The following is a 14,424-nucleotide window of genomic DNA, read 5'->3' as shown; positions in this document are numbered from 1 at the left end:
ATAAAAAATGGACGAACTAAATAATCAAAATATGCTCCAAGTAGGAACCATCCTACACGGAACTTACAAGATAGAAAGCTACTTATCATCTGGTGGCTTCGGCAACACCTATTTAGCAAAGAACATCGAGTTTGATGAGACTTATGCCATCAAAGAGTTCTTTGTAAAGGGTGTGTGTCAGCGTGATGGTAATAGCACTACTATTAGTGTAAGCAATGCCGAGAATACCAATAGCTTTGAGCAACAGCGAGAGAAGTTCAAGAAAGAAGCTCGCCGTCTCCGTAGTCTCAGTAATCCTCATATTGTAAAGGTCTATGACCTTTTCGAGGAGAATGGTACTGCGTATTATGTGATGGATTATGTGGATGGGGAAAATCTATCTGTACGTTTGAAGCGTACCAATGCACCTTTGGCAGAGTCTGAGGTTCGCAATTACTTGAATCAGATATTGGATGGTCTTGAGGCAATCCATAACGAAGGTATGTTCCATCTTGACATCAAGCCTGCCAATATTATGGTGGATAGCCATTATGTGGTGAAACTTATAGACTTTGGTGCTAGCAAGCAACAAAGCTCGGCTGGTGGTGCAACGATGAGCACAGGCATCAGCTATACCAATGGTTATGCGCCAAGCGAGCAGATGGCGCAGAGTTATGACAAGTTTGGTCCATGGACAGACTTCTATGCCCTTGGTGCCACTTTGTTTAAGTTGCTTACCAATCAAGACCCACCATCAGTTAATGACCTTTCTGAAGACGAGACCGAGGACAAGCACCTTGCCCTCCCAATGTCAGGTGTCTCTGATGAAATGAAGAAGTTGGTGGTTTGGATGATGCAAGTGAATAGATTGAAGAGACCGCAGTGTGTTGGGGATATTCGTAACTTTCAGCAACAGTTTTCTTCTACGGCTTGTAGTAATTCAGAAGATACTGCTTATGCTAATCCTGCTACTGCTGATGAAAAGACTATATTTGTTACTTCAACGGAAAAACTAAAAGATAATAAAAATAAATATTTAGTGCTTAAAATTATAGGGAGTGGACTGATAGTGTTGGTCTTTATCTTTATGATAAGTTTATCTAATGGGCATAATCAACTCACAGGTATTCAAAGTGCAAAATCTACAGATTCTGTAAATTATACAAAAACAATCATTGATAAAATTGTAGCAAACATGGTTTATGTAGAAGGTGGAAGTTTTTGTATGGGAGATACAGATAAGGGTGTTGAAAAATATCTAAATAGTTTACCAGCCCATAGTGTTACTGTCTCTGATTTTTATATTTCAAAGTATGAGGTAACTCAGCGAGAGTGGAAGGCTTTGATGGGGAATAATCCATCAAATCATAAAAACGATGATGCACCTGTTGATTGTGTAAGTTGGTATGATTGTCAAAAATACGTACAGAAATTGTCGGAAGCATCAAATCGGGTGTTTAGATTGCCAACAGAAGCAGAATGGGAATATGCAGCACGTGGTGGTAATAAAAGTGAGGGGTATATATATGCTGGTTCGAATAATATTAATAATGTAGCATGGTATTTTAAAGGAGAATGGGATGATCCTCATCCTGTAGGGAAGTTGTTGCCAAATGAATTAGGCTTGTATGATATGACTGGAAATGTTTGTGAATGGTGTTATGATTGGTATGCTAAATTTTCTGCTGTACCTCAAGTCGATCCAGTCGGTCCTTCAGAGGGTAAAGAAAAAGTAGTACGTAGCAGTGATGTTGGTGTTGGTATTGATTGTTCTCGTATTTCTGGACGTATCAATGACGTTCCTGGAAAAAAGACAATTGGTCTTGGCTTTCGAGTTGTAATGTTAAAATAGAATTTATATGGAAAAAGTTTATCATTATACAAAAATAAAGAATATTGAAGGTATTATAAGAAATGATGCAATTCATTTATATTCTGCATTCTTTCGCAAGTATGCTAAAGAAGATTACTTGTGGATAAAGAATAGTTCGAAGGATGTTGTTAAAGAAATTTGTAAGGAACAGAATTGGCCTTATGATGAAGAGGTGTTAACGTTGAAACCATACTTTATAAGTTTCTGTTTAGACGAAAATAGTTCATACATGTGGCAAAACTATGCAGATGCAGGTAAGGGGATAAAGTTGATTTTTAATAAAGAACTTTTGAAAAAATGCAATCATTTGAATCCTAAAGGAAATGGCGACTATATTCCTGCTATAGAAGCAACTTTGCCATGTATTTATATAGAGAATAAAAGTTTTCTAAAGAAACAATTGATGGACAACATTAATATTGATGATTTGCAGTCTTGGGATTATTTTGACAGATTACGTTTTCTTGTTTCAGCTATTAAGCAAACGAAGCCATATGCAGAGGAGCAAGAATATCGTCATGTGCATCTTGATTTGGTTGAATCTACGGCAACTTATAATAATGGAAATTTCTATTTTCAAAATAATGAAGGACCAATTGAAAAAAAAGATATGGGGATTGAGATACTTTTTCCAAAAGAAATATTGGTAGGTATAGAACTTGGTCCGAATACTGTGCAAGAGGAACTATGTCGTGTGCAGAATTATGTCAAATCAATAGGTTATGATTCTCGTATTGTTACAAGGCGTAAATTGTGAATTTAGAATAATGAATGTTCAGACTTATAAAATTGATATACAATGAATGTTGTAGGTAAAGCAAAAGAAAACGCTGAGGGTAAGGTTACCGAAGCGTTAAACCAAGTTGTAGCAGATGCTTATATGGCAGGTTACAATGCAGGCTATCAAGATGGTGTCGATAAAGTAGCTAAAGAGATCGTATCGGAGGAGACTGAGTTTGTTGACTTAGGACTTCCGAGTGGAACATTATGGGCTTCGGATTATGTAAAAGATGGGGATGAGGTGCTGTTCTTACCATATTCTGAAGCTCTGAAATATGATATTCCGACAAAAGAGCAAGTTGATGAACTTCGAGAGTATTGTGAAATCAGTATAAAATACGATGAAGACGATAATTATGTTCATATAGTACTTGGTCCTAATGGAAATTCAATTGTATTTAAAGGGCATGGTTATAAAACTTTTGCTGAGTTGAAAGATACTAAGACGGCATATTTTTGGCAAGTATATAATAGCGATACACCAAAAACTGTTTTTGTTCCATACCTAAGTGCTCCCTATATAAATGCGGAGTATTTGTTTCCTGGTTATAAGATACCAATATGGACAGTAAAAAAATAAGGAGTTGTGAAACAACTATGCAATAACGCCATTCTCTGCAATGGCAAATACAAAATTGAGCGAGTGCTCGGTCAAGGTGGTTTCGGAATCACCTATTTGGCTAAGCAGAAGGTTTCTGTAGCAGGTGCCTTGGGCACGATTGATGCAGAAATCGAAGTGACAATCAAAGAATTCTTTATGAAGGAACTCTGTAATCGTGATGAAGCATCATCAATGGTTACTGTTCCTTCTACAGGAAGTGCGGATTTGGTGGAGAAGTTCCGCCTAAAGTTTATCAAGGAAGCGAAGAATATCTCTAAGTTGACTCACCCTTATATTATAAAGGTGTTGGATGTGTTTGAGGAGAATGGTACCGCCTACTATGTAATGGAGTACATCGATGGTGGCTCTTTGTCGGATTTGATAGAGAAGAAAGATTCTTTATCGGAAGAGGAAACCTTGAAATATACGAGACAGATAGCATCTGCCTTGCAGTATATCCATGCCCATAATATGAACCACTTGGATGTGAAGCCTGGCAATGTCTTGTTGCGACAGAATGGGGATGTGGTCTTGATAGACTTTGGTATGTCAAAAAACTATGATGTAGCTGGTGAACAGACTACGAGTAGTCCTGTTGGAGTGAGCGTAGGCTATGCACCTATTGAGCAATCTCGTGTGGGAGGATTGGGAATGTTCTCTCCAGAAACAGACATATATTCTTTGGGAGCTACTATGTTCAAGATGTTGACAGGTCAAACTCCTCCTGAGGCAACTGCTGTCTTTGATGAAGGCTTGCCGGAATTGCCGATGGGCATAAGTGAGCAGACGAAGCGAGTTATTGAAAAGGCAATGCAACCAAGAAGAAAGGAACGCTATCATAAGATAGAGGATTTCTTGAATGCACTGGGTATGGAGAATGTTCAGGTTGTTCATGTAAAAAATGAGAAGGTTCAATCTGAAGAGACTCAATATATGCCAACTGTGATTAAAAAAGATTCTGAACCGCAAGTGGTTGAACGTGTGCAAGAAAAGGTATCATCCCAACCGCTAGATGTTCCAAAGCCTAAATTCTTGAAAGAAGAAGATAAAGAGGCTACGATGTATATTACCGATTACATGGTTCAAGAAAGTAATATTGATACTTCTGATGTTGTCGATCTTGGACTTAGTGTAAAATGGTGTGGTTGTAATCTAGGAGCTACGAAGCCAGAGGAATACGGCTTGTATTATAGATGGGGTGATGGTATGAATGGATATACTCTTGATGGAGGCTCAAGTATTATAGAAATATCAGGTACCCAATATGATGCAGCTTATAATCTTTCGGGTGGTAAATTGAGAACACCTACTCGAAAAGAATTTAAGGAGTTGATTGATCGCTGTCGATGGAGTTGGACTACTTATAATGGTGCGACTGGTTGCAAGATTACGGGGCCTTCTGGTAAGAGTATTTTTCTGCCTAGTGCGGGAAGAAAGAGTGACTATGGCATCTATCGAAAAGATACATTTGGATATTATTGGAGTTCTAGCAAAGCTCATCACGTGAATGCCTATTATCTTTATTTTAATGAAGAAGATTCAGATTTAACGTATGAGCCAATTCTGACTCTGCGTTCAATAAGACCTGTTTGTAATTAGCAAGAATAGCGGGCAGAAATGTTTATTATCATTCTGCTCGCTAATAATAATGAGTTTGTTATGAAACGATTTTTATCCATAATAGTCATGTCTTTGTTTGGCATTTCGTTTTTGCCAGCAAGAACTTATATCGTTAGCGTGGGCATCGCCGATTATCCAGGTCGTCAAAACGACCTTCGGGTAAGTGCGAATGATGCCAAGACCATATCGGGTATCTTTACCAAGAATGGTAATGCTACGGTTGATTGTTTTGTCAATTCAGACGTTACGATCAAAAAGGTATGTACGGCAATGCGTAATACATTTGCCAAGGCTTCGCCATCAGATGCTATTATCCTATACTTTAGTGGTCATGGTGTGCCTGGTGGATTGGTGTGTTACGATGGAGTTTTGTATTACTCTTCCGTATTGAGCATCATGAGACAGAGTAAAGCTCAGCAGAAAATGATTTTCGTGGATGCTTGCTTTGCAGGGAAAATGAGAAATACGAATAAGAGGAATACTAACTATTCTAAAGAGAATGTGATGTTCTTTCTCTCTTCTCGTTCAACGGAGAAATCCTTAGAAACTCCAAGACAGACAGGTTTCAAGAACAGTCTGTTTACGGTGTTTTTGGAACGTGGCTTGCGAGGTGGTGCTGATACAGACAAGGATAGAGTTATCACGGCTAAGGAAATCTATAATTTCGTGCATCAAGGAGTAGTAGAAGCATCTGGGAATCGTCAACATCCAGTAATGTGGGGCAAGTTTAATGAGACTATGCTTGTAATAAAATGGTGATAGACCTTTGAGTCAATAATTGAAATATAGATTATGGTATTAACGTAAACGTGTAGAAGGTCTCTTTTGAAAAGGATTAGATTTACAATCAGTTATGTGTGGATAATTTCAGCAAAACGGATGCTTGATGAGTTTTATCAAGCATCCGTTTTGTAATTTCATACACCTGCAAGCCATTTCGTACATTTTAGCAATAGATTTCTTATAGTATCAGATATTTCAATTACCTTTGCATAAGTCAAACTACGCAGGTTATTTTAAGTTCACTTATATTGCGCTCGTTTGTATAACCTTTATTATAGAAGACAAATTGAAACAATAAAACAATGAAGAAAGGATTAAAATGTACTTTGATTTTCTTGGGTAGCCTGGTCGTTTTGGCTGGTATTGGTCTGGGAATCATGTATGTGGTGTCGCCATATAAGGTGAAGCGATGGTTAGGCATCGTTTCATCTTATTCTGATGTCTTCGTTGATAGATTGAAAGGGCAACCTTATACTCGTGGCGGGTATGACGGCATTGATGTGTCGAAACACAATGGAGTTATCAAGTGGAAGGAAATAGCGAAGAACAAGCGAATCAAGTTCGTTTATATCAGAGCTACACATGGTAAGGGATATGTGGATCGACATTATCGTCGAAATATCAGACTGGCTCGTAAATATGGGTTGAAGGTAGGATCTTATCATCTGATGTCTGCCGGCTCTTCAGTAACTGCTCAGTTCCGGGATTTCCAAAAGATGGTGAAGAAGAGTGAGCAGGACTTGATTCCAGTATTGGATGTGGAGGAGAAAGGCATCCAGGGAAGATGGAAGGGACGACAGCTGCAGGATAGCATACAGGTGTTTGCTGATTTAGTGAAGAAACACTATGGCAAGTATCCTATCATCTATAGCAACGAGAGCTTCTATAATAAGGAGATGGGGGCGAAGTTCAATCGCTATTATCTCTTCATCGCTAATTATAACTCCCGACAACCCTCTATTGACGGCAGAGGAAAGTGCAATATCTGGCAGTATTCAGAAACCGGACATTTGCATGGTATTGGAGAAAGGGTAGATTTAAGCAGATTCATGAATGGTACAACCATCAAGGATTTGATGCTATAGGCATTGATGATTTCATACACATAAGCGAGTATTTGATACAATCCACGTATGGATAGCATCATTACTTGCTTATTTTTTCTACTTTTGCATTATTATGAAGAAGTTATTGATTATATTGGGAATACTTGTTCTGCTTGTCATCGGTGTTCTTTTCGTTCCACCTATTTATAATAGGTTCACAAAACCGTTTTTTAAGAATACGATGGATGCTAAAGAGTGGTATCATCAGGTGGATTGTGAGAATCTGACGCAAGTAAGGGATTATTGCGACAGACGGGGATACAGTACGGATTACTACATTCTGGTGGATTTCTCCAAGCCATCTGGCAAGAAGAGATTCTTTATCTACGACTTGCAGCGTGGCAAAAGACTGATGAGCAGCTATTGCATGCATGGAAGCGGTAAAGGAAATACGGCTGCCCAACCAAAGTTCAGCAATAACCCAGGAAGTGGATGCACGAGTCTTGGAAGATATGTCATGATAGGAAAAGGTGGAATGAAGTTCAAGAACTGCGTTCGCCTTCGAGGGCTCGACAAGAGCAATTATCTGGCAGAAGCCCGTGGCATCCTGATCCATTCTGCTGGCAAGGTGACAAGATTCTCCGGTGAAAAGAAGTATATTCCGCTGGGAACAGAGAGCCGTGGTTGCTTTACTGTATCAAGGAGCTGCGTAGAGAAAGTGATGCAGATATACAAAGAATCTTCTAGGAGAAGACCGGTATTGATTTATGCAAAATACAAATAAAAAGAATATTCTATGAAGAAGTTATTGTTGTTTATAGTTGGAATCTTAATCCTGTTTTTAGCAGGTTGTTCCAATGGAAATCAGAGTCATGGCAATGAGGGAATGGGAGACAGCCTCCCTGCTGATCCTCCATGGGGTTATGTCATAGAGTTAAAGCCTTTGGGAAATTGTCTGATGACACCTTATACGATGCTATCAAGGCGACTTTTGACAATCGCGGTCTTACATACAATCCCGAATTGCAGTTGTTTACAGAAAGTTTTGCGACAGACGCAGCACGTATGGCACGTTGGAAAGTATTTCTGAAAAAGATACAATGGAAAGAAATGCTTGATTTCGGGACTGTTATGGAAGTAATAAATGAAAGGTTGCAGCCTATGGCTGAAAAATATTGGAAAAAGTAGTTTACCTTTTTGAATTGTTCTTTATTCCGATATTTCATACAGTTGGTAAGTTACGTTCTCCGCTTTGCCATTGGATAGGTGTATGTCGGAATAGTTTCCATCACTTTTGATGAAAACAATGTCCTCGGAAGCAATCCTAATGATTTCGGTGCTATTTGTTAGCGTCAGATATTCCATATGATATTCTTACAATTTGCAGACAAAGATAATGCAAACGAGCGCAATGAAAAAAGCCGTTAGACTTCCATGATGAGGTCTAAGGGCTTTTGTTTTTGCGTGCCCACGCAAAAAATCCTGCGTGCCCACGCATAAATTCATACGTCGGCAAGCAGAGTTTTGGGGCAGGGGGTATGTTTTTATTTTATATAAATAAATTTCCTATCTGGAAGACCAGAGCTGATATTACCCATGCTAATAGCGTGGTGTAGCCAGCGGCAAAACCAGCCCATTTCCAACTGCCCGTCTCGCCCTTGATAGCCGCGATGGTGGCTATGCAGGGGAAGTAGATCAGTACGAAGAGGAGGAAGCAATAGGCGGTGAGACTCGCTTTGTGGGCAGCCTCGGCATCACTGTAGCCGTAGGTCTTCTGCAGGTCGGCAGTCATCTGCTTCTTCAGTACCTCGTATTTGCCGTCCTCGTCGTTGTAGTCGCTGTCGTCGCCAAAGCTGTCGTTGTTGCTGTAGAGCACGCCCATGGTGGACGCCACGATTTCCTTGGCTCCCACGCCAGAGATGAGTCCTACGTCGAGTTTCCAGTCGAAGCCCTGAGGTGTGAAGACAGGCTCAATGGTCTTGCCTATTCTTCCGATGTAGCTCTGTTCCTGCTGTTGTTGCTGTTCCAACTCTTCGTTGTGGGGGAAGTATCCCAGCGCCCACACGATGATGCTTGCCACGAGGATGATTCCACCCATCTTCTTCAGGTACTGCTTGCCTTTCTCCCAGGTGTGTCGGCCTATGGCTTTCCAGGTTGGGAATCGGTAGGGTGGCAACTCCATGACGAAAGGCGTATCCTCGCCCTTGATGACGAAGCTGGAGAGCACGCGGCTCAGTATGACGGCAAGCAGGATGCCGATGAGATAGAGCGACACCATGATGAGCGAGCGATACTGCAGGGCGAAGAAGGTTCCTATCACCATGATGTAGATAGGCAGACGCGCCGAACAGCTCATCAGCGGCAGGATGAGCATGGTGATGAGTCGCGAGCGATGGCTCTCGATGGTGCGCGTCGCCATGACGGCTGGCACATTGCAGCCAAAGCCCATGATGAGTGGGATGAACGACTTGCCGTGAAGTCCCATCTTGTGCATCAACTTGTCCATGATGAAGGCAGCACGTGCCATATAGCCAGAGTCCTCCATGTAGGAGATGAAGAAGTAGAGGATGAGAATCTGCGGCAGGAAGACGATGACGGCTCCCACGCCTCCGATGACTCCATCGACGAGCATGTCTTTCACCGGTCCGTCGGGCATGCTGGTGCTGATGACTGTTCCCAACCAAGCCACTCCGTCCTCAATCCATCCCTTAGGCACCTCGCCCAGGACGAAGGTGGCTGAGAACATAATGAACAGGAGCAGTACGAAGATGGGAAATCCCACGTATTTGTTGGTAAGGATGCGGTCGATGAGATGCGTCACCTGATAGGTGTCTTTGGCCTTTCCCGTTTCGTAGCCAGCCTCCTGCAAGGCTCCGTGTATGAAGCCGTACTTGGCGTCCATGATGGCAGTCTCGCTGTCTTCCATGGTTTCCTCCTTGACGCGTCGTGCAGCCTCGTCGCGTGCGGCGAAGATTTCCTTTGCCGACTTGAGGTGGCTCACATATTCCTCGGCATGCTTGTCGTTCTCGAGTAGTTTGATGGAGAGATATCGGGTGGAGTAGCGCTGGCGGATGCTGTCATCGGCCTTCAGATATTCCTGTATGTGCTCGATGCCGTGTTCTATCTCGTGTCCGTGGTTGATGTGGATGTGGCGATAGTGGGCATTGGAGCCTTCGCGTCCCTCGTACATTTCGATGATGGTGTCGAAGAGTTGGTCTACGCCTCTGCCGTTCTTGAAGACGGTAGGAACCATAGGTATTCCGAAGAGTTCGCCCAACTTGTCGTAGTCGATGTTGTCGCCTCGTTTCTCGGTCTCGTCGAACATATTGAGAGCGCACACCATGCGGATGTGCATATCGATGAGCTGAGTGGTGAGATAGAGGTTGCGCTCCAGGTTGCTGGTGTCGATGACGTTGATGACGATATCGGGTGTGTGCTCGATGAGCTGCTTGCGCACATAGAGTTCCTCGGGCGAGTAGGCTGAGAGCGAATAGGTACCAGGCAGGTCGACAAGGTTGAAGTGATAGCCGTTGTATTCGGCTTCGCCCACCTTGGCGTCGACGGTGACACCGCTGTAGTTGCCCACACGCTCGTGTGCGCCCGAGGCGAAGTTGAAGAGGGAAGTCTTTCCGCAGTTGGGGTTGCCGATGAGCGCCACGTTGATGACATGGTGCAGACGGTCGGCCTCCTGTTCAGCCACGAGCATCTTGTCGCCCAGTGCCTGCTCGTCGGAGTCCTCAGAGTCGACAGCCTGCGAGTTGATGACCTGTTCGCGTTCTTCCTCGTCAGCGTGTTTGAGCTGTTTGTCTTTCTTGGCCTCGTTGACCGAAACCACCTCAATGTGGTCAGCCTCGCTGTGTCTCAACGACACCTCGTAGCCCATGATTTTGTACTTTACAGGGTCTTGCAGTGGGGCATTGAGCAGTACGTCCACCTTCTTGCCCTTGATGAATCCCATCTCGATGATTCTTTTGCGGAAGCCACCGTGTCCTGAAACCTTGACGATGACGCCGCTTTCGCCTGTGTTGAGTTCGGATAATTTCATATTTTTTATCTCCTTTTCTTCTTTTTTCTGTTATCGTGCGTGGCATGCAAACAGTGTGCCACGTCGTGTTGTGTCGTTTGAACTGCAAAAATACAAAAATATCTCGGCAACTGTATATTGATGCCTTATTAACGCGAAAAAAATACCTATAAATGATGAGCCTGTCATCAAATATAGGTATTTTCTCATTATTTATGATTATAGAACTTTAGTAAGTTCTCTGACTTCCTTATTTGCGAAAGTTGAGTTACAGGTTTCTGCCGTGGCAGTTCTTGAACTTCTTGCCGCTGCCGCAAGGACATGGATCGTTGGGGCGAGGCATGCGCTCTGCACGGTAAGGAGTGTGGTTGACCTGCTGTGCGCCCTCGCGTGTGTCGTGATGGGCAGCAGCCTGCTGTGCGGCACGCTCGGCACGCTCGCGCTCAGCGTCGATGTCCACCTTCTGCTCTACGTAGTTCTGCTGTGGGCGTTGCTCGGGTGCAGCCTCCTGTACGGGCTGTTCCTGCTCCATGACAGGAATCTGTCCGCGCATCAGAATGCTGGCGATGCGGTCGTTCATCTCGTTAATCATAGAGTCCCAGAGCTTCACACTCTCAAGCTTGAAGATGAGCAATGGGTCTTTCTGCTCGTAGCTGGCGTTCTGTACAGAGTGGCGCAACTCGTCGAGCTGGCGCAGGTTCTCCTTCCAGTCGTCGTCGATGATATGGAGCATGATGACTTTCTCCCACTGCTTTACCACGCTCTTGGCCTCGGTGTCGTAAGCCTCCTTGAGGTTGCAAGGAATGTTGTACATGCGCTTGCCGTCGGTGATAGGCACCATGATGCGCTCGTACATAGCGCCCTGGTTCTCGTACACCTGCTGGATGATAGGCCATGCTGTGGCCTGGATGCGCTCGGTCTTGCGCTTGAAGCTTGCCATGGCCTCCTGGAAGGCACGCTCGCAAAGTTCCTCACGCTGTATCCCCTCAAACTCCTCGGCAGTGAATGGAATCTCCATGGCCAGGATCTTGAGGAAGTCCTCCTTGGCGCCCTCGTAGTCGTTGTTGTTGATGATATAGAGCACGCGGTCCCAGATGACGTTGGTGATGTCCATACCGATACGCTCGCCCATCAAGGCGTGGCGGCGCTTCTCGTAGATCACGGTACGCTGCTTGTTCATCACGTCGTCGTACTCCAGGAGGTGCTTACGGATACCGAAGTTGTTCTCCTCCACCTTGCGCTGTGCACGCTCGATGCTCTTGCTGATCATTGGACTCTCGATACGCTCGCCGTCCTCGAAGCCCAAGCGGTCCATCACCTTGGCAATACGCTCAGAGGCGAAGAGACGCATCAGTTTGTCCTCCAAAGATACATAGAAGACAGAAGAGCCTGGGTCGCCCTGACGACCGGCACGACCACGCAACTGGCGGTCTACACGGCGGCTCTCATGGCGCTCGGTACCAATGATGGCAAGACCGCCTGCTGCCTTCACCTCTGGGGTGAGCTTGATATCAGTACCACGACCTGCCATGTTGGTGGCGATTGTGACAGCACCCTTGCCGTTGGTAGAGCGTCCTGCCTCGGCTACGATCTGAGCCTCCTGCTGGTGGAGCTTGGCATTGAGCACATTGTGAGGAATATTGCGCATCTTGAGCATCTTGCTCAGCAATTCTGAAATCTCAACAGATGTTGTACCTACCAAGACTGGGCGACCGGCATTGCGCATCTCCTCGATCTCGTCGATAACGGCACGATACTTCTCGCGGGCTGTCTTGTAGACACGGTCGTCGAGGTCGTGGCGTGCGATTGGGCGGTTGGTAGGAATCTCTACCACGTCGAGCTTATAGATGTCCCAGAACTCACCGGCCTCGGTGCTGGCAGTACCTGTCATACCCGAAAGCTTGTGGTACATACGGAAGTAGTTCTGCAGGGTGATGGTGGCAAAGGTCTGTGTGGCAGCCTCTACCTTGACATGCTCCTTGGCCTCGATAGCCTGGTGCAAGCCGTCGCTCCAGCGTCGGCCTTCCATGATACGGCCTGTCTGCTCGTCGACAATCTTCACCTCGCCGTCCATCACGACGTATTCGTCGTCCTTGTTGAACATGGTGTAGGCCTTCAGGAGCTGCTGCAAGGTGTGAACGCGCTCGCTCTGTACGCCGTAGTGAGCCATCATCTCGTCCTTGATGTCGAGGCGCTCCTGGTCGCTGATGTCGGTGCGTGCCTCGAGCTGGCTCATCTCTGTGGCGATGTCGGGCAGCACGAAGAGCTCACGGTCGTTCACCTGCTTGGCGAGCCATTCGGTTCCCTTGTCGGTGAGGTCGGCAGAGTTGAGTTTCTCGTCTACGACGAAGTATAGTGGAGCCACGGCCTTTGGCATCTCACGGTTGTTGTTGGCCATGTAGTATTCCTCAGTCTTGAGCATGCCTGCCTTGATACCTTCTTCAGAGAGGTACTTGATGAGAGGCTTGTTCTTAGGCAGTGCCTTGTAGGAACGGTAGAGGGCGAGGAATCCGTCCTCGAGCATCTTGGCGTCCTTGTTCTTGGTGCCTTCGCCAATCTTCTGCTTTGCCTCGGCGAGCAGCTCAGTAGCCTGCTTGCGCTGTACCTCGTACAGGCGCTCTACCAATGGCTGATACTGCTCGAACATCTGGTCATCGCCCTTAGGAATAGGACCTGATATAATAAGAGGTGTACGGGCATCGTCGATCAACACGGAGTCGACCTCATCGACGATGGCGTAGTTGTGCTGACGCTGTACGAGGTCGGCTGGACTTGTCGCCATGTTGTCGCGCAGGTAGTCGAAACCAAACTCGTTGTTGGTACCGAAGGTGATGTCGGCCATGTAAGCCTTGCGACGAGCGTCGGAGTTGGGACGGTGCTTGTCGATACAGTCGACAGAGAGTCCGTTGAACATATAGAGTGGGCCCATCCACTCGGAGTCACGCTTGGCCAGATAGTCGTTCACGGTAACCACGTGCACACCGTTGCCAGTGAGGGCGTTGAGGAACACAGGCAGTGTAGCGACGAGGGTCTTACCTTCACCCGTAGCCATCTCGGCAATCTTACCCTGGTGCAGCACCGTACCACCGAAGAGCTGTACGTCGTAGTGAACCATTTCCCACTTCAGGTCGTTTCCGCCTGCTGTCCAGTGGTTGTGGTAGATGGCATTGTCGCCATCGATGGTGATGAAGTCGTTGGCAGGATTGGCTGCCAGCTCGCGGTCGAACTCAGTAGCTGTGACTACAGTCTCCTCGTTCTCGGCGAATCGGCGGGCTGTATCTTTCACGATGCTGAAAGCTGTAGGCAGCACCTCGTTGAGGGCAACCTCGTAGTTGTCGAGTGCCTCTTTCTCCAACTTGTCTATCTGGTTGAAGATATCTTCACGCTGGTCGATAGGTGTGTCTTCGATAGTGGCTTTCAGCTCAGCAATCTTCTCTCTCTGAGCCTTGCCGGCGTTCTGTACATGCTGCTGTATTTCCTTGGTTTTTGCACGAAGCTGGTCATTGCTCAGGGCCTTGATGTTAGGATACTCGGCCTTTACTTTCTCCACGATAGGCTGGATGAGCTTCATGTCGCGGGAAGACTTGTTGCCGAACAATGACTGCAGAAATTTGTTAAAGTTCATTTTATATATTGTTTTTTATTATTATTCGTTGATTTTTATTGTTTTCAGGGTTGCAAAGGTACAAATAATATCTGTAAATCAGCAACGTTTTGG

General features: G+C 45.3%; 10 protein-coding genes. 8 read left to right on the top strand and 2 right to left on the bottom strand.

Annotated elements, in window-relative coordinates; genetic code table 11:
- The first annotated feature begins 7 nt into the window (after positions 1–7).
- The 8 genes from P3T48_RS11345 (at position 8) to P3T48_RS11310 (ending at position 7,870) form a co-directional block, all read left to right on the top strand.
- Complete coding sequence (locus P3T48_RS11345) at positions 8–1,831, top strand: bifunctional serine/threonine-protein kinase/formylglycine-generating enzyme family protein (RefSeq protein ID WP_276506767.1); 1,824 nt, start codon at positions 8–10, stop codon at positions 1,829–1,831.
- 7 nt (positions 1,832–1,838) lie between these two features.
- Positions 1,839–2,609 carry a DUF2971 domain-containing protein gene (locus P3T48_RS11340; RefSeq protein WP_276506766.1) on the top strand — a complete coding sequence of 257 codons (771 nt, stop codon included), beginning with the start codon at positions 1,839–1,841 and terminating at the stop codon, positions 2,607–2,609.
- Positions 2,610–2,651: 42 nt separating this feature from the next.
- Positions 2,652–3,212 carry a hypothetical protein gene (locus P3T48_RS11335; protein WP_276506765.1) on the top strand — a complete coding sequence of 187 codons (561 nt, stop codon included), beginning with the start codon at positions 2,652–2,654 and terminating at the stop codon, positions 3,210–3,212.
- Positions 3,213–3,218: 6 nt separating this feature from the next.
- Positions 3,219–4,832 (top strand): serine/threonine-protein kinase, encoded by a 1,614-nt coding sequence (locus tag P3T48_RS11330; protein ID WP_276506764.1) that lies wholly within the window; start codon positions 3,219–3,221, stop codon positions 4,830–4,832.
- 111 nt (positions 4,833–4,943) lie between these two features.
- On the top strand, positions 4,944–5,612 hold the full coding sequence (locus P3T48_RS11325; RefSeq protein WP_276506763.1) for a caspase family protein: 669 nt from the start codon (positions 4,944–4,946) through the stop codon (positions 5,610–5,612).
- 326 nt (positions 5,613–5,938) lie between these two features.
- Positions 5,939–6,721, top strand: a complete 783-nt coding sequence (locus P3T48_RS11320) for a glycoside hydrolase family 25 protein (protein ID WP_276506762.1) — start codon at positions 5,939–5,941, stop codon at positions 6,719–6,721.
- 202 nt (positions 6,722–6,923) lie between these two features.
- Positions 6,924–7,466 carry a murein L,D-transpeptidase catalytic domain-containing protein gene (locus tag P3T48_RS11315; RefSeq protein WP_276506761.1) on the top strand — a complete coding sequence of 181 codons (543 nt, stop codon included), beginning with the start codon at positions 6,924–6,926 and terminating at the stop codon, positions 7,464–7,466.
- A 131-nt stretch (positions 7,467–7,597) separates the two neighbouring features.
- Positions 7,598–7,870 carry a hypothetical protein gene (locus P3T48_RS11310; RefSeq protein WP_276506760.1) on the top strand — a complete coding sequence of 91 codons (273 nt, stop codon included), beginning with the start codon at positions 7,598–7,600 and terminating at the stop codon, positions 7,868–7,870.
- A 361-nt stretch (positions 7,871–8,231) separates the two neighbouring features.
- On the opposite strand, the gene feoB is transcribed toward P3T48_RS11310, so the two are convergent.
- Together feoB and secA are read right to left on the bottom strand one after the other, a co-directional pair.
- Positions 8,232–10,727: a ferrous iron transport protein B gene (gene feoB / locus P3T48_RS11305; RefSeq protein WP_276506759.1), complete on the bottom strand. Its 2,496-nt coding sequence runs from the start codon at positions 10,725–10,727 to the stop codon at positions 8,232–8,234.
- Positions 10,728–10,974: 247 nt separating this feature from the next.
- A complete protein-coding gene (gene secA / locus P3T48_RS11300) occupies positions 10,975–14,331 on the bottom strand; it encodes a preprotein translocase subunit SecA (protein ID WP_276506758.1) in 3,357 nt (1,118 codons plus the stop codon).
- Positions 14,332–14,424 lie beyond the last annotated feature (93 nt).

It is taken from the genome of Segatella intestinalis (assembly GCF_029348455.1).
In the GTDB taxonomy this organism is placed as follows: domain Bacteria; phylum Bacteroidota; class Bacteroidia; order Bacteroidales; family Bacteroidaceae; genus Prevotella.
Note: the sequence above shows the minus strand (reverse complement) of the source record. Positions and strands in the feature narration are given on the sequence as shown.

Excerpts from the sequence above, each read along its gene's own strand:
- P3T48_RS11345 (WP_276506767.1), top strand. The coding sequence starts at position 8 with ATGGACGAACTAAATAATCAAAATATGCTCCAAGTAGGAACCATCCTA.
- P3T48_RS11340 (WP_276506766.1), top strand. The coding sequence starts at position 1,839 with ATGGAAAAAGTTTATCATTATACAAAAATAAAGAATATTGAAGGTATT.
- P3T48_RS11335 (WP_276506765.1), top strand. The coding sequence starts at position 2,652 with ATGAATGTTGTAGGTAAAGCAAAAGAAAACGCTGAGGGTAAGGTTACC.
- P3T48_RS11320 (WP_276506762.1), top strand. The coding sequence starts at position 5,939 with ATGAAGAAAGGATTAAAATGTACTTTGATTTTCTTGGGTAGCCTGGTC.
- P3T48_RS11315 (WP_276506761.1), top strand. The coding sequence starts at position 6,924 with ATGGATGCTAAAGAGTGGTATCATCAGGTGGATTGTGAGAATCTGACG.
- P3T48_RS11310 (WP_276506760.1), top strand. The coding sequence starts at position 7,598 with ATGGGGTTATGTCATAGAGTTAAAGCCTTTGGGAAATTGTCTGATGAC.
- feoB (WP_276506759.1), bottom strand. The coding sequence starts at position 10,727 with ATGAAATTATCCGAACTCAACACAGGCGAAAGCGGCGTCATCGTCAAG.
- secA (WP_276506758.1), bottom strand. The coding sequence starts at position 14,331 with ATGAACTTTAACAAATTTCTGCAGTCATTGTTCGGCAACAAGTCTTCC.